This window comes from Pseudomonas sp. KBS0710 (assembly GCF_005938045.2).
GTDB lineage: Bacteria > Pseudomonadota > Gammaproteobacteria > Pseudomonadales > Pseudomonadaceae > Aquipseudomonas.
This window is the reverse complement of sequence record NZ_VCCF02000001.1, coordinates 4,473,185-4,491,643: the sequence shown is the minus strand read 5'-3', so window position 1 is coordinate 4,491,643 and position 18,459 is coordinate 4,473,185. Positions and strand designations below refer to the sequence as shown.

The following is an 18,459-nucleotide window of genomic DNA, read 5'->3' as shown; positions in this document are numbered from 1 at the left end:
TTGCCAGTTGCCAGCGGACCCATGCGGGGGAAATGCCCCGGAAATTATCACCTAAAGATGTGAAGGCAGGCTTGATCGCTTGGTCAATGGCTTAAGGTGAAGGCAGCTTTCGGCCAATAGAGGCCAGTCAAGGATTTCGGGCGAACAGCCGCTTCAGACTGCAAAGCTGGGCTCGCCATTTCATTGGCGTATGAAGTTCACGTGGGCATCGTAAATGCCCAGTAACGTGCGATTTTCACACAACTTTCAGGCTTTCCATCTGCAACATTTCTTGAGTTCCTGCTGCATCAATTCCATTCTCCTCTTGCAAGGAAGCAGGCTCGTGGATGGGGTAGGCTTTCTTCGTAACAACACTTTCACCTTATTATCGGCCAAGCATTGGTGGGCTAATGGAACGTTTACGAATAGAATTTCAGAAACACGATCACTCCGGAAAATTAGCGGCATGGAAAACTACTACATTGAACGGAGACTTTTTATCGGAAAAGACTCAGTATCTGAACACGATTGCTTGTCTGAAGGCGGAATCATCATCGTACTGGCAGAGCCTGGTGCAGGTAAAACGGAGCTTCTTAACAGCTTTGCTCGTCGGTTAGGCGTCAGAAGTCAACGCGCTAGCATTTTTCGTTACAGCACAACTATCGTTAAATCGGCAGTGATCGTGATAGACGCATTAGATGAAGTGGCGAGACAAGACCCGTCGGCAGTTGATCAAACCATCGTAAAAACACTCGAATCGGAAGCTTCGACTATCGTATTTGCTAGTCGGTCATCTGAATGGGGTAATGACCGAAATCGCTTCATAGAAGATTGCTTTGGTGTGAAGCCGACCGTAGTACGTTTGAGTCCATTCGACGAGAGCGAACAGAGAGATTTATTCGAAAGGTTTTTTCCTAACGAAAAATTCGATACGTTCCTCAGCGAAGCAACGAGATTTGGGCTCGTACCGGTCCTCGGCAATCCGATGTTTTTCAGATTGTTCGTCGAAGGCTACATACAAGGTGGGAGGTTCTTCCATTCCAAGCATCAGATTTTCAAAGACGCAATCGACCGGCTCGCAAGTGATGATGGCAAAGGTGGCAGTCGAGCGAAAAGGCCACCGATCTCGCAGGTTGTTTTAGCAGCATCGCAAATATTAGCAAAACTATTGTTATCAGGTTCGACCGGGGTTTCCACTGTCGAGAGATTAGGTGATGGAGGTTATCCTTACGTCTCCGCTATCATTAAGGATGAAACCGCTGCCATCAGTGCGCTTGACAGCAGATTGTTCACCTCGACAGTAAATGCTGATTTTCATGAACCTGTGCACCGGATAGTCGCTGAATATTGCGCCGCTCAATACATTGCACAACGTATCAGCGATCCTGCCGATCGACTATCGCTGCGACGGATTCTGGCATTAATTGCGCCCAATTCTGTGGTGAGGGACGAACTTCGTGGTTTACTAGGCTGGCTAGCGGCTCTAGGGAGCAATGCTTTACAAGAAACAATAATTGGAATTGATCCATATGCCGTACTGGCCAACGGTGACCCGGCTCAGCTAACGGCAAAATCGAAGCAACTCTTGCTCCGCAGCCTGCGTAAATTGTCTGAGCTTGATCCCTATTTTCGGCGCTCGGATGCATGGCGCCAATTCAATCTCGTTGGTTTTTTTACTGACGATGTAGTCGAAGAAGTAAAACTTATTCTCGGCGGTCAGAACAATGATTCACACCTCCCGCAACTCATACTCGAACTGTTATACGAGGCTGAAGCGGTAGAACCGCTGACCGGCGATCTTCGTGCGTTCATGCTCAAAACAGCCAACGATTTTAACGGCCGGATGCTAGCCCAACGATGCCTATCGAAGGTTTCAGATTATTCGTCATCAGACGATTTTCTGCAGCTGTTGGACGAGGGTACTCATGATGCATTGACGATTGCGGCTAGCTTTATCAGCACCCCCTCATTTCGGCCCATTGAAAGGAGTCTCGTTCTCCAACTTCTTCGTCAGCTTGCATTGCTAGGTGTCCCTATTTCTGGTTCTAGAGCGCAACGCCATAACGATCTCAGCTACTTCATCACAGAGCTAGTTAATTCCCTCAGCTCTGAACACACCATCTGGCTTCTGGACAACCTGACCGCAGGCTTGACTTGCACTTGCAACGCGACGAGCCAGTTTGATTGCCATTGCCGCGCAAGCATCAGCAAAATTGTCGCTCGGTTGCTAGATCAGTATTTCAAACTTACCCAGGAAGAGCACGATCCTAAGCAAATCTGGAGCTGGTCAAAAAACCTTAAATTTGAACGCGAGGCGTCTCCTGAGAGCTACGCAGTAGAAGTTCTACAAAAAAAAGATGACTTGCGGCAATCAATCCACATCTTAGCGTTTGAAAATAAGACTCAACCTACCCAGATTTGGGAAATGATCTGTCACCTACGTTGGGGGGAGCCTCATGAGGGACTGCGATTCAAACATCAGGACGTAGAAGCCATTGTTGATTATGGCTTTGTCACCAATAACTTGAAGCTGTGGGAAGGGTTTGTAACTCCCCATAACCGTCATGCGAAAGAAAAAAAACGAGATACCTTGCGCTCTAAGATGCGCGCCCAGGCGCGTGACAAACCAGAGTTTATGCAGCAATGGATTCGGCTCGATCGCCATTGGCGAAGCGCCCAGCATCCTCGCTCTTTTCTGCAACGCAACAAGCGATTTAAGCTCCTGAACCAAGTAGTCCTTGACTCTAATCTCGCTCACCTAAAAGCCAATCGAGATCAGATTGAGCAAGGGAACGATTGGTGGTGGAATCAGCAATTCGCAAAAAACTATCTTTATTTTCCCGAGGATCTGGCGACGATTGTTGACAACATCAGTACAGCGGAAAAAGCTCTTGCCAATTGCTTTACCTCGTTGTCGAAACACACTCCCACGCTTAGAGAACTAGCAAAGGGACATGGGCAAAATGTCGTAACGGTTTTGCATGCCGGTTGCTTGATCCGGTTTCGTATGAACCGGTCACTCGCGGACATAGACGAAAAAGTTCTGCGCTCGGTGAAAACCGATCTCGGAGGTGCGAGGTGTTACCGTGATGGGGAAGCCGAGGCGCTTGAGGCGGAAGTTGATGCTCGAATTTTTCGAAGCGAGTCAGATATCGAAGAATTCGCACGCGAGTTTATTGAACCCACCCTCTCAAATCTTCCAGGGGAGCCTAATGGTTTGTGGTGGCTCGAGAATAAGATAGCCTTTCAACCCTTAAAAGCAAAATTAGGTGCCGAATGGCTCGAACATTACAACATCGCGCCACTAGAAACGACTGGCAGGCTTTTTGATATTTGCGCGAAGGCATGCAGCCGCTCGCAAGTGATAATGCTGATCGAAAAGCATTGTCATGAATTGATTTTCACGAAAGCCGAAATAGATAACGAAGCTTCACAAGCACGCAGAAAATTCTGGGCATTACGACATTTCTTCTTCTCCGATGCCGATAAATACGATATTTGGAGTGATGCTTTGGCCGACGCCGATAGCATATTTGCAGTTGAACAGCGTGCGAGCCGGTTCAATCGCGACGAAGCAGCAGGCTGGCCAACTCTCAACGCAGAAAAGATATTTCAGATTGCTGATGCCTACGTATTAGTTTGGCCGAAAGTATTTCTACCCAGTTCTTGGGGGTCTGAGTCACCAAAGAGTGAAACAGCTTATCGTTTCATCAGAGATGTGATCTGGCGGATAGAGAAAGATGACCCTAGCAGGAGTATTCCAGTTATCAACAGAATGCTTTCGGATGTCAGATTTTCTGATTTCTACAATGATCTGCGTAGTATGAAAATGGCTGCCATACGCAAAAAGGGGTTGTGTGATTTTAAACTAGCGACTTCTTCGGAGATCTTTGCGCTCATAGATATGGGCGGCATTGCATCCGTGGAGGATATGAGAGCCCTGCTTATTGAGGAGTTAGAAGTTGCACAACTATGGCTTAAAGGTGCAGAGACCGACCCACTAGACATGTTCTGGCCGCAGGGGAAGCGCGTTGATGAAAACACTGCACGTAATAGGATAGTAGAAAGACTTCAGGTCCGCATGACTGCTCTCAACACTTCGGTAGTAATTGAACATCATATGGTCGGCTCAAATCGATGTGATTTTACCGCAACCAAAGTCATTGACGGTCGCAGCCATCTCCTCGTCTGCGAAGTTAAAGGACAGTGGCACCCGAAGCTATTCTCCGCTCCGGCTAACCAGTTAAGCGATCTTTACGCTGTCCATCCGAATGCAGCCTCTCAAGGCATCTATCTGGTTTTATGGTTTGGTGCAGAAGTCAGAGTAGCGGGTAAAAAAAACCATGGGTTTACGACTCCCGAAGAACTCCGCAGCGCGATATTGACTGCCATACCCTCAGAGTTGAACGGCCTAATTGATGTCTACGTGCTCAATCTCTCAAAGTAATTCCGCTTTAAGACCAGAGCAACATCTATTAATGAATAGGTAATAGTTCGATGAATATCGGATTTTCGGATGACTCGCCCCTGACTTAGTCAGACCAATCAAATACTGCTTTCGGTCCGTGGAGACTGGTGGATTGGTTGTCCGCCTTTCGCCGAAAGCAGGCGAGAGCTGAGTGTCCGCTATTGGTCGATAGCAACCTCTCAGACTTTGAAGTTGACGAGTGCCCAGACCCCAATTGCTGACCGACGTGTCGGTTAACACTTTCTGCCATTGCATAAAATATGCAATTTAGCATTTGCCAACCCCAAAAACTCCCGGCACTATCGCCGTTATGCAAAAACGCAATGTTTCAACCGTCTTAAGAGAGCTACTCGACCGCGACCGGATCTCCCCCACGGAGCTTCACCGGCGTACCGGCGTGCCTCAATCCACACTCTCCCGGATCCTCAGCGGCAAGATCGTTGATCCGTCGGACAAGCACATCTCGCGCATCGCCGAGTACTTTCGCGTCAGCACCGACCACCTGCGCGGGCGCGCGGCGTTGGGCGCTGGGCGCGATGACGGGCGCGATCCGATGCATTCGGAACTCAAGGACATAAGCCTGTGGGATGACGACACGCCCGTTAATGATGACGAGGTGTCGATCCCCTTTCTGCGCGAGGTTGAATTGGCTGCTGGATCAGGAAGATTCGTCATCGAGGAAAGCGAGAAGGCCAGCCTGCGGTTCGGCAAGCGCAGCCTTCGCCACAACGGTGTGCAGTTCGACCAGGCCAAATGCGTGACGGTGCGTGGCAACAGTATGTTGCCGGTGCTGCGCGATGGCGCGACGGTTGGGGTGAATGCGGGTAAGAGCGGCATTGGTGACATCGTCGATGGCGACTTGTATGCCATCAATCACAATGGCCAATTGCGGGTGAAACAGCTCTATCGCCTGCCTTCCGGGATTCGCCTGCGTAGTTTTAATCGCGATGAGCACCCGGACGAAGACTACAGCTTCCAGGATATCCAGGATGAGCAAATCAGCATCCTCGGCCATGTGTTCTGGTGGGGCATGTATGCCCGTTAACCTCCTTGCGTAAGACAAAGCCCGCCCCTGTGCGGGTTTTTTTTCGACCTTAAAAAACCGTCAAACACCTGGCCCATCTGACTCTCAATGCACTGATGCATTCCGGCAGCGAAAATAAATGCATTTGTGCATTGACTGTATATGCATACATGCATATTCTCCATCTCAAGCCAGCCAACAAGGTGGTGGAGGCGGCAAGGATGCTGCCAAGGAAAGTGACAAGGACGCACGCAACATCGGCAAGGACGCCATCGAAGCGATGGCAGGGATGCCAGGCAACACCGGCAAGGATGCCGACGCTCTTTAGTTACACCGCTTTAAAAAATAGGCAGCGATGAACCGGCCTTAACGGTTCAGAGGGTTGGCAACTGACCCGGGTGTGCAGCGTAAAGCACCAGAAGCAGTTATCCGGCAGACAGGGATCGTGGTCGGAAAAACATTGAGGAAAGAACCGTACCGCGCCAGTAGCGCCGAACGTTCGAGGACATCATTACTGAAAAGCCCGGGCAACCGGGCTTTTTGGAATGCCGACCTATCGAAGCATGTGTGAATGAAAAATGGACTATTGGGTGCTCAGCCAGGAGGCGTGACATGACAAATGAACAACAAGCGTTAGCGGAAATGCCTATCTGGCTGGTCATCGTATTGGCCGTGATTGGCGGTGTATCCGGTGAAATGTGGCGCGCCGACAAGGAGGGCGCACGTGGCTGGTCGCTGATTCGGCGTCTGGCTTTACGCTCCGGGGCCTGCATGGTCTGCGGCGTTTCAGCCTTGATGCTGTGCTACGCCGCCGGCATGTCGATCTGGACCGCCGGCGCCATTGGCTGCCTCACCGCAATGGCCGGTGCCGATGTCGCCATCGGCCTTTATGAACGTTGGGCGGCCAAGCGCATCGGGGTCAACCAGGGCTCCGGTCAAGACCCGCAGTAACCGTTGCAAGGACGCTATTTAATATGACCCTTATCGAAAAGCCATCCCAACTCCCGCTCGCCATCGGCGCGGCGCTGCATGCGGCCTTCCCGGACTTGAAGGTCGGCAATCATCAGGATTTTCAGGGCGCCTTGGATAAAACCGGCGTGTTGATCACGGTCGAAGGCAATGGCCCAGGCATTCGCTCTCGCGAAGGGCGCAAGGCGCACGCCCTGACGATTTCGCTCCGGGCCATGGTGGCGCCGGGTGCGCTGCCGTTTGATGCCTGCGACCTGGCCAGCCAGCTTATGGACCAGGTGCTGGATAACCGTTGGGGCCTGCCCTTGGCCCAGTGTGATTTGCCGATAAATATCGTCGCCGCTCCGGTTGCTGCAACAACAGCAGAAACGGACTACGACACCTGGACTGTATCCTTCACCCAGACCGTCTACATCGGGCCGGTGTTACTCACAGATCCTACCGGCCAGCCGCTGTTTGCCCGCACCTGGGAAGTGTCGAACATCGACGATCCCGACCAATACAAACCATTGGCGGAGTAGCCCATGTTCGACGCGCTGTTACGCATGCAACTGGGGCCGATTGTCGAACGTCTGGCAGAGATGGAAGCCCAGCTTGAAGACCTGTATCGACGCGCCGAGAGTTTTTGTCGGATTGGCACGTGTCAGTCGGTCGACGCGGCGAGCAATACCTGCAAGGTCAGCCATGGCGAATTGCTCACGCCGGCAATCCGTTTTTTCAACCCCAGCGCCGGTGCGCAAACCGAAACCCGTATCCCGTCCGTAGGCGAACAATGTCTTTTACTTAACTACGGCGGCGGAGAAGGCGGCGGGCAGTCCGTAGCCTTGTTCGGCCTCAACAGTAGGCAGTTTCCGCCCGTCTCCAGCGTTGCCACATTGACCCGAAGGCGCCATCAGGACGGCACCCAAAGCGACTACGACGACGCCAGCCACACCTTCAATTGGGTCAACGGTCCCACCACATTCAGCGGCACCCGCGAACAAGTCGACGTGAAGGTCGGCGTCGCCAGCCTGACGATCACTCCCCAGAACATCACCCTGCAAATCGGCGGCACCAGCCTGGTGCTGGACGCTGGCGGCGCGCACTTCAGCGGTCCGCTGGTCGATCACCAAGGCCGAGTCATCAGCCCACGATAAGGACATCCCATGCTCGGCATCGATCGAAACACCGGGGCAGCTGTCGATGACTGGCTGCAATTTGTGCAGCGCGCCACCCGAGCGCTGACCACCCCCGTGGGCACTCGTCAGAAACGCCCGCTGTACGGCTCGCTGATCCCGCAACTGCTCGGCCAGAACCTTGGCGACGACCTGCTGATCCTCGCCCAAAGCCACGCCGCGCAGGCGTTCTACAACACCCAGAATGGCATCAGTGACTTCCAACCCCAGGTCATCGTCGCCACCCGCCAGGGCGCCGGCCTGCTGTTGCGCTTCGCCGGCACTTGGAAAAACCGCCAACAAACCTTTGAGGTCGTGACATGAGCATGCTGATCCCCGGCCAGAACCAACTGGCGGAACCGGCCATCATTGCGGTGGATGAGTTCGAGCCGCTGCTGGCCGAATTCAAGGCGTTTGTGGTCGATTACGTGGCCACCCGAGCGCCGCAAAGCGCCGCCAAACTGAAGGTCAGCCTCGACAACGAAAGCGAGTTGCTGACCCTGGCCCTGGAAGCCTTCTGTGTAAGGCTGCAAACCCACGAACGCAAATACAATGCGCGCATCAAGCAGATGCTGGCGTGGTGGGCCACCGGCAGCAACCTGGATGCACGCCTGGCAGATATGGGCCTGGAACGCCAGGTACTCGACCCCGGCGACCCGGCGGCGTTCCCACCGGTGCCGCCGACGTTGGAAAGTGACGACGACGCTCGCTTGCGCTACTACCTGGCGCCGCATGCACCGGCAGCCGGCTCGCGGATGCAGTATCGGCGAGAGGTGTTTACCTTGGGCGAGCGGCCGTCGGTGAAAGTGCAAAGCGCGACGCCAGGCGTGGTGACGGTCAGCTACACCTTTGATCCCGACGGTTATGCCGCGCAGGTCAAGGACGGTAACGCTCGTCGAACAGCGCCCGGTGAAGTGATGGTCACTGTGCTTTCTCGTGAGGCCGACGGCAGCCCATCAGCCGATTTGCTCGACGGTGTTCGCCGCCATTTCGCACGGCCGGATGTAAGGCCGGAGACCGATCTGGTCAGCGTGCAAGCGGCGCAAATCCTGCGCTACAAAATCCGTGTGGTCGCGAAGATCAATGCCGGCCCGGACTCGGGGCTCACTCAGGTAGCGGCGCAGAAACTGCTGCAAGATTACGCAGAGTCCTGTCATCGCCTCGAAGGACGGGTAGACCCCAGTTGGATCGACTACGCAATTCACAGCGCCGGTGCCGCGCAGTTACAGATCGTTGAACCGCTCGAACCCATTATCAGCAACGCCTTCCAGGCCCCGTATTGCACGGGTGTCGAGGTGGAGGTGCGCACGCTATGAGTGAGCACAACGCGAGTTTGTTGCCAGCCAATAGCTCACCGTTGGAAAAGGCGCTGGACCTGGGATTCGGACAATTGCTCGACCGCGTCCTGCCGCCGTTTCCGGCGTTGATGAACCCTCTGCAAACCCCAGGCGAATTCCTGCCTTACCTGGCCGCCGACCGTGGCGTCAGTGAATGGGACGCCGACGCCAGCGAAACCGAAAAGCGCCTGACCGTGGCCTTGTCCTGGCAGATCCAGCGTCAGGCAGGCACGCCCAAGGCGTTGAGTCATGCGGTGGAATCGCTGGGGTTTACCCCCAACATCAGCGCCTGGTATCAGCAGCGACCAAGGGAGATGCCCTACACCTTCGACGTGCAGGCCATCATCGGGCGCAGTTGGTCCAGCGGTGATCAGAATCGTTTGATTCGCCGTATCAATGCGGCCAAGAGCGAGCGGGACCAGGCGACCATCACCATCGTGCATGAAACCCAGGGGCGGCTTGCGCTCACTCAAGTCCTCCATGCGCCGTTAAGTGACGGCGAGTTGTACCTGGACGGAGCGCTGCCGGACGTTGCGCTGGTTGCCCGGCTTAACAGCGCTGGGGTTGCCCAGCACTACACCATTAACGACTACGACCTCAGGGCGCAGCCATGACAGATGATATTACGCGCCTGGTGCGCTTCACCTCCAAGGGTTTGGATGAAGTGCTGCAGGCAAAGAACCAGGGCTTGAAAGGCGAGATCACCCACATCGGCGCCGGTACTGGCCGCTACAACCCGGACGGCTCGCAAGTGGCCTTGCGTGATGAACGCCAGCGGGTTGCCATTGTGGATTACGAGGACCTGGGCGACCGGCAACTCAGGATGGCCGCGCTGTTTGACGGCGAGGCCGAGTACGAAATTGGCGAGTTCGGTTTTTACCTCGCCAGTGGGACCCTGCTGGCCGTGTATTCCGTGGCCGGGAAATTGCTGACCTATAAAGCGTCGGCGGCACGGGTGCTGCAAAAGTTCACGTTGGATATTTCGCCGTTGCCGGCGGACAGCGTGACGGTAGTAGTGGGGGCTGAGAACCTCAATATTCTGCTGACTGAAGAGCTGGCCTCGCTCTCGGCTGCCAGCATCGACAACATGTCCAGAGGCGTCTCGGTGTTGTTTCGGGTCATGGCACTGGAGGCCAAGGCCGGGTAGCAACTGTTTATTCAGAGTCCAAGCCTGGCCCGGTTCAGAAAGGTCAGGGAACCGTTCAATGCACTACAAGGAGTTCACACATTGAGTACTGAACAGCAATTGGCGGCTGTGGTCAGCGCAGCAAATGCGCTGACGAACGTCGTGACAGGGAAGATTGGCGAAATAGATAACGCGCTGGCGGCCGCACGGGCGAAATATGACGAACAGCTATCGAGTTTGAATAGCCGTCTGCCGCGTTTGGCGGTCACGAAAAACTTCAGCATGGAACCGGACAGCACCGGCAAACTGATTGATAGCTGGTATGTCCATACCGAGGTCACCGCCACCAAAGTGCGAACGATTACGTCGGCAGCTGTGACCCATGGTCGCCCGGACGCGGACGTTCAGTTTATGTTGCAAATACAGGCCGACGTGCGCGAACAGTTTCCGGACTTTGATATCAGGGCCGCAGGCTTCTGGCGCAACGCGGTCAATGTATGGCAAATGAAATGGACCGAAAATAACGCCGTGCCGTGGTTGGCGTTTCCCAGCGCTACTGATAACGGGCGTCCGAGTGGAAGTACCGCGGTGCCTTTAAATGACCATATGACCATTGGCGCTTTTGTTCGGGTCGTAGAGGGCTCCGTTGACCATGTCTGGTGCACAGGGAGCGAAAAAGGAAAGTGGCGTTGGTGCGCTCTCCAGGTCACGCCAGACGGTTTCTTTGCCAATTACATGAACGTTCACCCAATCCGCAATACACAAGCCGGGTTTGTTGAGGTCATGCTCGCCGGTGCCTGCACGGGTGTTGTCACGCATCCCACCCACTGGGGAAGCCTGTTGGGTCTGGGTTAAGGAGAATATTGATGAAACCTGAATTTGTACTGCATGACATTCACCCATTGATCAAGTGGAAACTGATCCGTGCGGCGCGGGATGCCGACCTGTTGGCCAGCGACTACGCAGCCATGCCTGACTACCCGATGGCAGACAAGGATCGCCCAGCGTTCGTGACCTACCGTCAGGGCTTGCGTGATATCCCCGATCAAGGGGCTGATCCTGACGCAGTCGCCTGGCCCCAGAAGCCAGCCTTCCTGAAATAACCCACCGCGAAAGCGGTTTTTTTTCGCCTTCCCAAAGCCCCTCACGCAGGGGCTTTGGCGTTTCTCACTCGGAGAATTCCACCCATGCACAACCGCCAAACCTACACCGTCCTCATCCCGTTCCCCACCGGAGGTGGCCATTGGTCCACTGCCGGCGAGGAGCTGGATCTGCTCGACGTCGAAGCATCCGCCCTGCGCACCGCCGGCCGCCTGGAACTGACCAGCGTCCTCAACTCCACCCCCAAGAAGGCTGACTGATCATGGCTGAGGTTTTGAACTTCGAGCACAACGGCATCACCGTAAATGCCACCGAATCCCCCGAGGCCATGGGTGGCCTGGGCGACAACGTTATCGGCCTGGTCGGCACCGCGCCGAATGCCCACGCGTCGATTCCGAAAAACGCGCCGTTTCGCATCAACAGCTTCACCACCCAGGCGCTGTTGGACCCGACCGGCGCCGAGTCGGGCACGCTGTTTCAGGCGGTGTACCAGATCCTCAAAGTGGTGAAGGTGCCGGTGTATGTGGTGATCGTGGAGGAGGGCGCAACCCCGGCCGACACCGTCAATAACGTGATCGGCGGCAATGAGCCGACCACCGGCCGCAAGCTGGGCCTGGCTGCACTGGCCAGTGTCCCGGAAGACCTGACCATCATCGGCGCGCCAGGCTTCACCGGCACCAAGGCCGTGGCCGGTGAGTTCGCCTCCTTCGGCAAGCGCATCAAAGCCCGTGTGGTGCTGGACGGCAAGGACGTCTCGGTCGCTGACCAAGTGACCTACAGCGGCGAACTGGGCGGCGCCGACCTTGGTTTTGACCGTTGCCTGCTGGTGCACAACCTGCCGTCGGTGTATTCCAAGGCAGCCAAGAAAAACGTGTTCCTGTCGCCATCCTCGCTGGCTATCGCCGCGCTGGCCAAGGTCAAGCAGTGGGAAAGCCCAGGTAATCAGGTGACGTTCGCCGAGGACGTCTCCCGCGTGGTCGAGTACAACATCCTCGACACCTCCACCGAAGGCGATCTGCTCAACCGTTACGGCGTGAGCTACTACGCGCGCACTGTCCTTGGCGGTTTTTCGCTGCTGGGTAACCGCTCCATCACCGGCAAGTTCATCAGCTATGTCGGCCTGGAAGATGCCATCAGTCGCAAGCTGGTCAAGGCCGGCCAGAAAGCCATGGCCAAGAACCTCACCAAGTCGTTCATGGACCAGGAGGTCAAGCGCATCAACGACTGGCTGCAAACCCTGGTGGCCGACGAAACCATTCCCGGCGGCAGCGTGTACCTGCACCCGGAATTGAACAGTGTCGAGAAGTACAAGAACGGCACCTGGTTCATCGTCATCGACTACGGCCGCTACGCGCCGAACGAACACATGATTTATCAACTCAATGCCCGCGATGAAATCATCGAGCAATTCCTGGAGGACGTTCTCTAATGTTTACCAACCGTGTAAGACAGGCCATTGCGGCCACCCTTCAAGGCCTGCCGTTGTCCGCGACGGTGGAGGAGTTCACCCCGCCGAAGATCGAGTTCGACATGGAGCCCATGTCCGGCGGGCGCTTTATTGCAGAAGAAATGGCCAAGAGCGGCAAGGTGCTCGGCGCCACCCTGGTGCTGCAAGGTGCCGGCCCGGAAATCATGCTGGCCCTGGGCGTGCGCCTGGGTGACGACATCCTGCTCAACGTGCGGGAAGCCGGGCAAGATCAGGACGGCAAAACCTACTTCACCTACCACACCGTCGGCGGCAAATTGAAATCCCTGGCCGAGGCGAAGCTGAAGATGGGCGACAAGGCCACCACCACTCTGGAATTGTCCTGCCGCACCTACAACCGTCTGGAAAATGGCATCTCGGTAATCGACATCGACGTGCGCACCCAGAAGTTCGTGCTTAACGGCGTCGACATTCTCGGCGATGCCCGCCGCGCGGTGCTGATGCCGTAAGCCTTCACGGCACCTGAAGTGGACACTGTCAGTGTGGGAGCGGGCTTGCTCGCGAATACGGCGTGTCAGTCAATACATGTGTGGCTGATAGACCGCTTTCGCGAGCAAGCCCGCTCCCACATGGACCGGTGTTGTCTTGCGACTACTTTTTTACCAAGGAATTGCCCCATGGCCTGGATGCCACCGCTGCATATTCTGCTGTCCCCGATCACCGCCGACACCGGCGCGACGATCCAGCAGATTCAACTCAAACCGTTGTTTTACGCCGCGCAAAAAGACGCGCTGGCCCGGGCCGGTGATGACGAGGACGACCAGTTTTTTGAACTGGCGAAACTCGCCACCGGCCTGTCGGAAAAAGAGCTCGACCAGCTCAAGCGCCCGGACTACGTGAGCATTGCCCAGTACGTACATGACATGTCGACACGCCCTACGTCGTTCTTCCTGGATCAGCCTGACGAAGCGGCCCACGACCAGCCTGTCCAGCTGTTGCTGGCCCTCGACGCGGCCGGTCGCAGCCTGACCGAACTGGCTCTGGAAATGCCCGCCCTGCGCGCCACCAAAGTGATGAAAAAACTCGCCACCCACAAAGAGCGCGCCGAGTTCATCACCGCGCATTGCACCGGTTTGATGATCCCCGATCTCGCCGGCCTGACCGTGCCCGACTGGACGCAACTGCAGGAGCGCATCGACGATTTTTTAAATCAACCGGCGGACTTCTTTCGCAGCGCGACATCGAAGTAATCCTCGATGTGGTGCCGCTGATTTACTCAGTCAATGAGGCAGAGATCCTCGACTGGGACGCCGGCAAAGCATTGCGCCGCTACGACATCGCGATCACTCGCCTTGGCGTTAAACAGGAGTAAGCGGGATGCAAGAGAGTCAATTTGGAACGCGACTCGCCCAGGAAGACAAACGTTGGCTGCTTGGCGATGCGGACCTTGGCAGTGTGCTGGCACCTTTTAGCGCAGACCTTGCCGCGCCTGTCAGCCTGGGTTCGGTGCCTCAGCCTGCGCCGCAGCCAGAGCTGACCTCGGCGTTGGTCACCGTCAGCGTGGACATCAACGCCCTGACACAAGAGCAGGTCCGTTTGCGCGAGGCGCTGGAGACGCTCACCAGCACGCTGTTTATTACCGAAAATTCGCTGGCGACCCAAACCACACACATCAGCACCGCAACCGCCACAGGCGAGCCGGTCAAGCCTGAGCCTGCGCCCCGCTCCTGGACCGACCAAGGCCTTGAGCTAGGCGCGGATGCTGCCAAGTTCGTCGGCAAGGAAGTGCTCAGCGGTTTGTGGGATAAAGCCAAGGACAGGCTTTCCGGCCGCGCGCTTGATGCGGTGGCTGACAGGTTTCCAACCGCTGCCAAGTGGCTTAAACAAGATAAGGACAAAGACGGGGGCAAGGGCAAGAGCAAGGAGTGCTGCTGCACGGGAGCGCTGCCAGCGGATATTCGTGGCCCACTTGAAACGGCCGCCGCGCAGGTGCCTGAAAGTGTCGGCGAGACCGCCAGGAACAAAGACAAAGCGCGGCCCAAAGGCACTGCAAGCAAGCCGCGCGGCGCGCGCAAGAAGCCCCGTCAATCCAGATCACGCGAGGTTAAAACCAGCCTGGTCAGAACGTCGGCCGATATCAAATCGCAACGTTCCGCCGCTGCGGCCAAGGTCTCGCTCCCGGTCAATGTCATGGGCCAACCACTGCTTGCGTTCGACAGCAAGCGAGCGGCGCAAGCCGCTACCCAGTCTCCGAGGGCTTCGTTTACTTCCTATTCGGCGCCTGCGGCAAACCGAACCCTGACGCGCGGTGCATCCAAAGGCCTGGCGGCGGGGTTGTCGGGAGCGCTGGCAAAACTCGAGTCGTCTTCCGTGCGTCGCATTGGCCCTATGAAATATGTCGACACCGCCATGGACGTGGCCCAGGGCCTGCGCAACGGCGACGCCAAAGCCGTTGGCGCCGGCCTCACTACCGCCGGTGGCGCCTGGGCCGGAGCCTCCGCGGGCGCGGCCATTGGCACGCTGATTTTCCCCGGTGTCGGCACCGCCGTCGGTGGCGCTATCGGCGGCTTGCTTGGCAGTGAAGCGGGCACCTGGTTGGGTGACAAACTGTTCGGCTCAAATGACCGACTGCCTGCACCCGGTGCGGTGAGCAAAGAACTCAACGCCGCGCGTGCCGACAACGTGCAAGTCACCCTCGCGCCGAGCATTCAAATTACTGGCGTGAACCCTGCCGATGCCCAGCAAATCGTTAACCAGGTGATCCAGGCCCTGCAATTTCAGTGCATGCCAATGGTCACCGACACCCTTGGTATTCGGCGCAACGCGGCGCTGGCCGATCCACCAGGAGGTGATTGATGCGACAACAAATGGTCCTCGGCGACTTCATTTTTGGCCTGTCCCGTGGCTTTGCCTATTCCGGGCTGGTGCGTACCACTGACGGCGGCTGGAGTGACCTGGCGATCATTGCCAGCAAGCCCCAGTCGCGGCAAAGCGGGCAGAAGCTGGAGAAGCTCACGTTCACCGGCACAGCGATGTACGCCATCGGCATGCAGCGCCTGGACGAACTGCGCGCCCTGCAAAATGCGCGTGCACCCTTGCCGCTGGTCGATGGCATCGGCCGTAACTGGGGCCTGTGGCGGATCAATTCGGTAATAGAAACCCAGAGCAACGTGATCGATGACGGCACAGCGGTGGTCATGGCCTGGACTATGGAACTGGAGGAATTCGTCAATGCGTAGAGTGCGAAGTATTGCCGGTGATTCGGTCAACCTGTTGCTCTACCGCGAATTGGGCCGTTGCGATGATGCGGCGGAAGAAACCCTTTGGCGCCTGAACCCCGAACTTGCCGAGTACGGGCCGGTACTGCCCGCCGGTGTGTGGGTCATCGTGCCGGAAATGCAAGCGCGGCCGGCTGCTGTGCGGCCTGTTCTGGCGTGGGATTAAGGAGGCAACATGGCACAGGGTTTTACGCCGATCGTGGAGTTTTATGGCGCTAATGCCGCGCTGCTCAATCAACGCCTGATGCATTGGAGCCATACCGACGCTGCAGGTATCGAGTCTGACCGGCTGGAGTTGACCCTCAATATCGAGGGGCTGGAAGGTTTGCCCAGCCTGAGCGGCAAGATCGGTTTGCGCGTGGGTTACCAGGAGTCAGCGCTGGTGGAAAAAGGCGAGTTTGTGATCACTCAGCGCACGCCCGTGTTGTTTCCCATGCGCTTGATGATCGTGGCGACTGCCGCGCCTTTCAGCATGCTCGATGCCAGCGGTTATCGCCAGCGACGGTCCGCCAGTTACGGGCCGACCACGCTGGGCGCACTGTTTCGCCAACTGGTCAGTCGCCACGGTTTTTCACCGCGTGTGGCCCCTGCGCTGGAAGGCATTGCGATTGCCCATATCGACCAGTCCAACGAAAGCGACATGGCGTTCATCACCCGCCTTGCCAAACGCTACAGCGCGGTTACCAAACCAATCAACGAGCTGTACGTGCTGGCCGAGGCGGGGCAGGTTAAATCGCTTTCCGGCCAACTATTACCGCAGGTGAAGCTGTCCGTGACCCAGGACAATCGCCCCGGTGATCAAGCCTTCATCACCGCCAAGCTCGACGAAACGTCTCGCTCCAAATACATGGGCAGTCGCGTGACCTGGTGGGATGCCGCAGGTGGCAAACAACAGGTAGTCGAAGTTGGGGTGGCCCCATTCAAAACCTTGCGCCAGCGCTGCCAGAACCAAGCCGAGGCGCGTGCCGTGGCTGAAGGCGAACTGCGTCGTGTGGGACGCGAAGGCTTGAAGCTGGTGATCGATTGCCCTGGCAACCCTTTATTGGCTGCCGAAGGCGTGTTGGTGCTGGATGAAACCTGGCCTTCGTACATGCAGGGCCAGTGGTCAATGAAACAGGTGGTGCATGTCGGCGATCCGGTGACGGGGTATCGCAGTTCGATCACGGCGAATGGGTTGTCGGCGTGAACAGGTAAGTCATTCGCAGCAGCAGTTCACTGATGTTGGAGGAACTTATGTTGAAAGAGCTTCGATGCGGAAACTGCAAAAAACTCCTTGCTCGAATAGGTGAGGTTACAGAACTCCAGATCAAATGTTCCCGTTGCGGGACGTTGAACCATGTGAAGGCCACGCGCCTCGAGCCATCGCCCATGAGCGCCATACGCCCAATATAGAGGCCTGAACTTAAATCAGCTCAGTGACGGAGTTTAAAATGGAAAACGCAAACTCGGCGTCTCAAACCTTGCAAGATCTTTGGACTCAAGTACAACCGGTGGATAACACCGGCATGCTTAGGCGCGTGGTTTTTGCGCAAGGCAAGTTTTATGCGGTTGGTGGCAACGGTCTTACCACAACCACTCAGGTTGTCAGCGGAGGCGCAACTGGTACAGCGTGGACCAAGCTTAAGGGCGCCGTCACCTCTGATAGCGCAAAGGTCCTCAACGAGCTGTACTGGAACGGTATTGGGGTAGCGCTTCAAGCCCTTTCTCAATCCGGCAATCTGCTCAACGGCAACGCAGACCGCCCTGAAAGGGTTTGGACAGACCTTACGGCAACTGTTCGCGCGTCCGCAGACTTGCAAGGCATTGTGTTTTATCAGCCAATCAACGGCAAGAACTACACCTGGATACTGGTTGGGTCTAACGGTAAAGTCTTTTCCCGTTATGGCGATTGGTCAGGCCAGGTGGAGCGCACTACGACCTTCACTTCTAGCGAGACTGTGTACTGCGTCAACGTCATTGGCAGTTTTGTGTTGATTGCGGGATCGAATGGGAAGCTGCTTAGCGCTGTGAAGATGGCGACGGATAATCCGCAAACATTCACGACCCGAACCAGCACCTTCGGCACTAGCACCATCCTTTCCATGAAGCTTTGCAACGGGAAAATGTTTATCGTTGGTGCGGATGGCAAGATGGCATATTCATCCGATGGGCTTAGCTGGACTGCTGTTGAAGATACCAGTTTCGGTGGAACCATCATCCGCGACATTGCTTACGGTAACGGCAAGTATGTAGCTGTCGGCGACGGCGGCAAGACAGCCGTTTCCGAGGATGGGATCGGCTGGGTTCAGCAAGCCAACACTTTCGCAGGAACCGGTATCCGGAGCGTCGCCTACGGCAACGGCAATTTTACAGCTGTTGGTGCAGACGGCAAGATTGCTTACTGGACTCCATGATCTTCTATCTCCTTGCGTAATAGAGCCCAGCCGTCGCGCTGGGCTTTTTATTGCCTGATTTCCCCCAAGCCCTCAGAGCCTCTGACTTGTCACGCTGATGAGGGACTTATTCAGGGCCTCGCCATTGAACGGGGACGTTTGCCTTAAGCCGTTCGTCCATTGATTGGCACTGACCATGACCTGCCAGCCTCTCATGTTCAAGCG

The 18,459-nt window shown here is 56.3% G+C and carries 21 protein-coding genes; all 21 read left to right on the top strand.

From position 1 onward, the window contains the following. Window positions 1-445: 445 nt before the first annotated feature. The 21 genes from FFI16_RS20660 (at window position 446) to FFI16_RS20560 (ending at window position 18,255) form a co-directional block, all read left to right on the top strand. The gene (locus FFI16_RS20660; protein ID WP_138816585.1) at window positions 446-4,426 is read left to right on the top strand and encodes an NACHT domain-containing NTPase; all 3,981 of its coding nucleotides are present in this window, start codon (window positions 446-448) and stop codon (window positions 4,424-4,426) included. Window positions 4,427-4,757: 331 nt separating this feature from the next. Next, the gene (locus FFI16_RS20655) at window positions 4,758-5,492 is read left to right on the top strand and encodes an XRE family transcriptional regulator (protein ID WP_082463551.1); all 735 of its coding nucleotides are present in this window, start codon (window positions 4,758-4,760) and stop codon (window positions 5,490-5,492) included. A gap of 591 nt (window positions 5,493-6,083) precedes the next feature. After that, window positions 6,084-6,422: a phage holin family protein gene (locus FFI16_RS20645; RefSeq protein ID WP_053254660.1), complete on the top strand. Its 339-nt coding sequence runs from the start codon at window positions 6,084-6,086 to the stop codon at window positions 6,420-6,422. A gap of 23 nt (window positions 6,423-6,445) precedes the next feature. Beyond that, window positions 6,446-6,961 carry a hypothetical protein gene (locus FFI16_RS20640; RefSeq protein ID WP_138451264.1) on the top strand — a complete coding sequence of 172 codons (516 nt, stop codon included), beginning with the start codon at window positions 6,446-6,448 and terminating at the stop codon, window positions 6,959-6,961. A 3-nt stretch (window positions 6,962-6,964) separates the two neighbouring features. After that, on the top strand, window positions 6,965-7,576 hold the full coding sequence (locus FFI16_RS20635) for a phage baseplate assembly protein V (protein WP_138816581.1): 612 nt from the start codon (window positions 6,965-6,967) through the stop codon (window positions 7,574-7,576). Window positions 7,577-7,585: 9 nt separating this feature from the next. Further along, window positions 7,586-7,918: a phage baseplate protein gene (locus FFI16_RS20630; RefSeq protein WP_138816580.1), complete on the top strand. Its 333-nt coding sequence runs from the start codon at window positions 7,586-7,588 to the stop codon at window positions 7,916-7,918. Then, window positions 7,915-8,910 (top strand): baseplate J/gp47 family protein, encoded by a 996-nt coding sequence (locus FFI16_RS20625; protein ID WP_138816578.1) that lies wholly within the window; start codon window positions 7,915-7,917, stop codon window positions 8,908-8,910. The genes FFI16_RS20630 and FFI16_RS20625 overlap by 4 nt, the downstream gene beginning before the upstream one ends. Then, the gene (locus FFI16_RS20620) at window positions 8,907-9,545 is read left to right on the top strand and encodes a phage tail protein I (RefSeq protein ID WP_138816576.1); all 639 of its coding nucleotides are present in this window, start codon (window positions 8,907-8,909) and stop codon (window positions 9,543-9,545) included. Before FFI16_RS20625 ends, FFI16_RS20620 begins: the two co-directional genes overlap by 4 nt. After that, entirely contained in the window at window positions 9,542-10,078 is a 537-nt protein-coding gene (locus FFI16_RS20615; RefSeq protein ID WP_138816574.1) for a hypothetical protein, read from the top strand. The genes FFI16_RS20620 and FFI16_RS20615 overlap by 4 nt, the downstream gene beginning before the upstream one ends. A gap of 81 nt (window positions 10,079-10,159) precedes the next feature. Further along, window positions 10,160-10,912: a hypothetical protein gene (locus FFI16_RS20610; protein ID WP_138816572.1), complete on the top strand. Its 753-nt coding sequence runs from the start codon at window positions 10,160-10,162 to the stop codon at window positions 10,910-10,912. An 11-nt stretch (window positions 10,913-10,923) separates the two neighbouring features. Continuing rightward, window positions 10,924-11,160 (top strand): tail fiber assembly protein, encoded by a 237-nt coding sequence (locus FFI16_RS20605; RefSeq protein WP_138816570.1) that lies wholly within the window; start codon window positions 10,924-10,926, stop codon window positions 11,158-11,160. Window positions 11,161-11,244: 84 nt separating this feature from the next. Next, window positions 11,245-11,418, top strand: coding sequence for a hypothetical protein (locus FFI16_RS30550; protein WP_178112697.1), 174 nt, complete (start codon window positions 11,245-11,247; stop codon window positions 11,416-11,418). Window positions 11,419-11,420: 2 nt separating this feature from the next. After that, window positions 11,421-12,587: a phage tail protein gene (locus tag FFI16_RS20600; RefSeq protein WP_138816568.1), complete on the top strand. Its 1,167-nt coding sequence runs from the start codon at window positions 11,421-11,423 to the stop codon at window positions 12,585-12,587. Further along, on the top strand, window positions 12,587-13,093 hold the full coding sequence (locus FFI16_RS20595) for a phage major tail tube protein (RefSeq protein ID WP_069022024.1): 507 nt from the start codon (window positions 12,587-12,589) through the stop codon (window positions 13,091-13,093). The genes FFI16_RS20600 and FFI16_RS20595 overlap by 1 nt, the downstream gene beginning before the upstream one ends. Window positions 13,094-13,261: 168 nt before the next feature. Further along, window positions 13,262-13,834 carry a phage tail assembly protein gene (locus FFI16_RS20590; RefSeq protein WP_138451108.1) on the top strand — a complete coding sequence of 191 codons (573 nt, stop codon included), beginning with the start codon at window positions 13,262-13,264 and terminating at the stop codon, window positions 13,832-13,834. 127 nt (window positions 13,835-13,961) lie between these two features. Then, window positions 13,962-15,440 (top strand): tail tape measure protein, encoded by a 1,479-nt coding sequence (locus FFI16_RS20585; RefSeq protein WP_138816566.1) that lies wholly within the window; start codon window positions 13,962-13,964, stop codon window positions 15,438-15,440. Further along, window positions 15,440-15,823, top strand: coding sequence for a phage tail protein (locus tag FFI16_RS20580; protein ID WP_138816564.1), 384 nt, complete (start codon window positions 15,440-15,442; stop codon window positions 15,821-15,823). Before FFI16_RS20585 ends, FFI16_RS20580 begins: the two co-directional genes overlap by 1 nt. Next, entirely contained in the window at window positions 15,816-16,028 is a 213-nt protein-coding gene (locus tag FFI16_RS20575; RefSeq protein WP_017137071.1) for a tail protein X, read from the top strand. The genes FFI16_RS20580 and FFI16_RS20575 overlap by 8 nt, the downstream gene beginning before the upstream one ends. A 9-nt stretch (window positions 16,029-16,037) precedes the next feature. Next, window positions 16,038-17,048: a contractile injection system protein, VgrG/Pvc8 family gene (locus FFI16_RS20570; RefSeq protein ID WP_138816563.1), complete on the top strand. Its 1,011-nt coding sequence runs from the start codon at window positions 16,038-16,040 to the stop codon at window positions 17,046-17,048. Window positions 17,049-17,095: 47 nt separating this feature from the next. After that, window positions 17,096-17,254 carry a Com family DNA-binding transcriptional regulator gene (locus tag FFI16_RS20565; RefSeq protein WP_138816561.1) on the top strand — a complete coding sequence of 53 codons (159 nt, stop codon included), beginning with the start codon at window positions 17,096-17,098 and terminating at the stop codon, window positions 17,252-17,254. Window positions 17,255-17,292: 38 nt separating this feature from the next. Then, a complete protein-coding gene (locus tag FFI16_RS20560; RefSeq protein ID WP_138816559.1) occupies window positions 17,293-18,255 on the top strand; it encodes a hypothetical protein in 963 nt (320 codons plus the stop codon). Window positions 18,256-18,459 lie beyond the last annotated feature (204 nt).

Excerpts from the sequence above, each read along its gene's own strand:
- FFI16_RS20660 (WP_138816585.1), top strand. The coding sequence starts at position 446 with ATGGAAAACTACTACATTGAACGGAGACTTTTTATCGGAAAAGACTCA.
- FFI16_RS20655 (WP_082463551.1), top strand. The coding sequence starts at position 4,758 with ATGCAAAAACGCAATGTTTCAACCGTCTTAAGAGAGCTACTCGACCGC.
- FFI16_RS20645 (WP_053254660.1), top strand. The coding sequence starts at position 6,084 with ATGACAAATGAACAACAAGCGTTAGCGGAAATGCCTATCTGGCTGGTC.
- FFI16_RS20640 (WP_138451264.1), top strand. The coding sequence starts at position 6,446 with ATGACCCTTATCGAAAAGCCATCCCAACTCCCGCTCGCCATCGGCGCG.
- FFI16_RS20635 (WP_138816581.1), top strand. The coding sequence starts at position 6,965 with ATGTTCGACGCGCTGTTACGCATGCAACTGGGGCCGATTGTCGAACGT.
- FFI16_RS20630 (WP_138816580.1), top strand. The coding sequence starts at position 7,586 with ATGCTCGGCATCGATCGAAACACCGGGGCAGCTGTCGATGACTGGCTG.
- FFI16_RS20625 (WP_138816578.1), top strand. The coding sequence starts at position 7,915 with ATGAGCATGCTGATCCCCGGCCAGAACCAACTGGCGGAACCGGCCATC.
- FFI16_RS20620 (WP_138816576.1), top strand. The coding sequence starts at position 8,907 with ATGAGTGAGCACAACGCGAGTTTGTTGCCAGCCAATAGCTCACCGTTG.
- FFI16_RS20615 (WP_138816574.1), top strand. The coding sequence starts at position 9,542 with ATGACAGATGATATTACGCGCCTGGTGCGCTTCACCTCCAAGGGTTTG.
- FFI16_RS20605 (WP_138816570.1), top strand. The coding sequence starts at position 10,924 with ATGAAACCTGAATTTGTACTGCATGACATTCACCCATTGATCAAGTGG.
- FFI16_RS30550 (WP_178112697.1), top strand. The coding sequence starts at position 11,245 with ATGCACAACCGCCAAACCTACACCGTCCTCATCCCGTTCCCCACCGGA.
- FFI16_RS20600 (WP_138816568.1), top strand. The coding sequence starts at position 11,421 with ATGGCTGAGGTTTTGAACTTCGAGCACAACGGCATCACCGTAAATGCC.
- FFI16_RS20595 (WP_069022024.1), top strand. The coding sequence starts at position 12,587 with ATGTTTACCAACCGTGTAAGACAGGCCATTGCGGCCACCCTTCAAGGC.
- FFI16_RS20590 (WP_138451108.1), top strand. The coding sequence starts at position 13,262 with ATGGCCTGGATGCCACCGCTGCATATTCTGCTGTCCCCGATCACCGCC.
- FFI16_RS20585 (WP_138816566.1), top strand. The coding sequence starts at position 13,962 with ATGCAAGAGAGTCAATTTGGAACGCGACTCGCCCAGGAAGACAAACGT.
- FFI16_RS20580 (WP_138816564.1), top strand. The coding sequence starts at position 15,440 with ATGCGACAACAAATGGTCCTCGGCGACTTCATTTTTGGCCTGTCCCGT.
- FFI16_RS20575 (WP_017137071.1), top strand. The coding sequence starts at position 15,816 with ATGCGTAGAGTGCGAAGTATTGCCGGTGATTCGGTCAACCTGTTGCTC.
- FFI16_RS20570 (WP_138816563.1), top strand. The coding sequence starts at position 16,038 with ATGGCACAGGGTTTTACGCCGATCGTGGAGTTTTATGGCGCTAATGCC.
- FFI16_RS20565 (WP_138816561.1), top strand. The coding sequence starts at position 17,096 with ATGTTGAAAGAGCTTCGATGCGGAAACTGCAAAAAACTCCTTGCTCGA.
- FFI16_RS20560 (WP_138816559.1), top strand. The coding sequence starts at position 17,293 with ATGGAAAACGCAAACTCGGCGTCTCAAACCTTGCAAGATCTTTGGACT.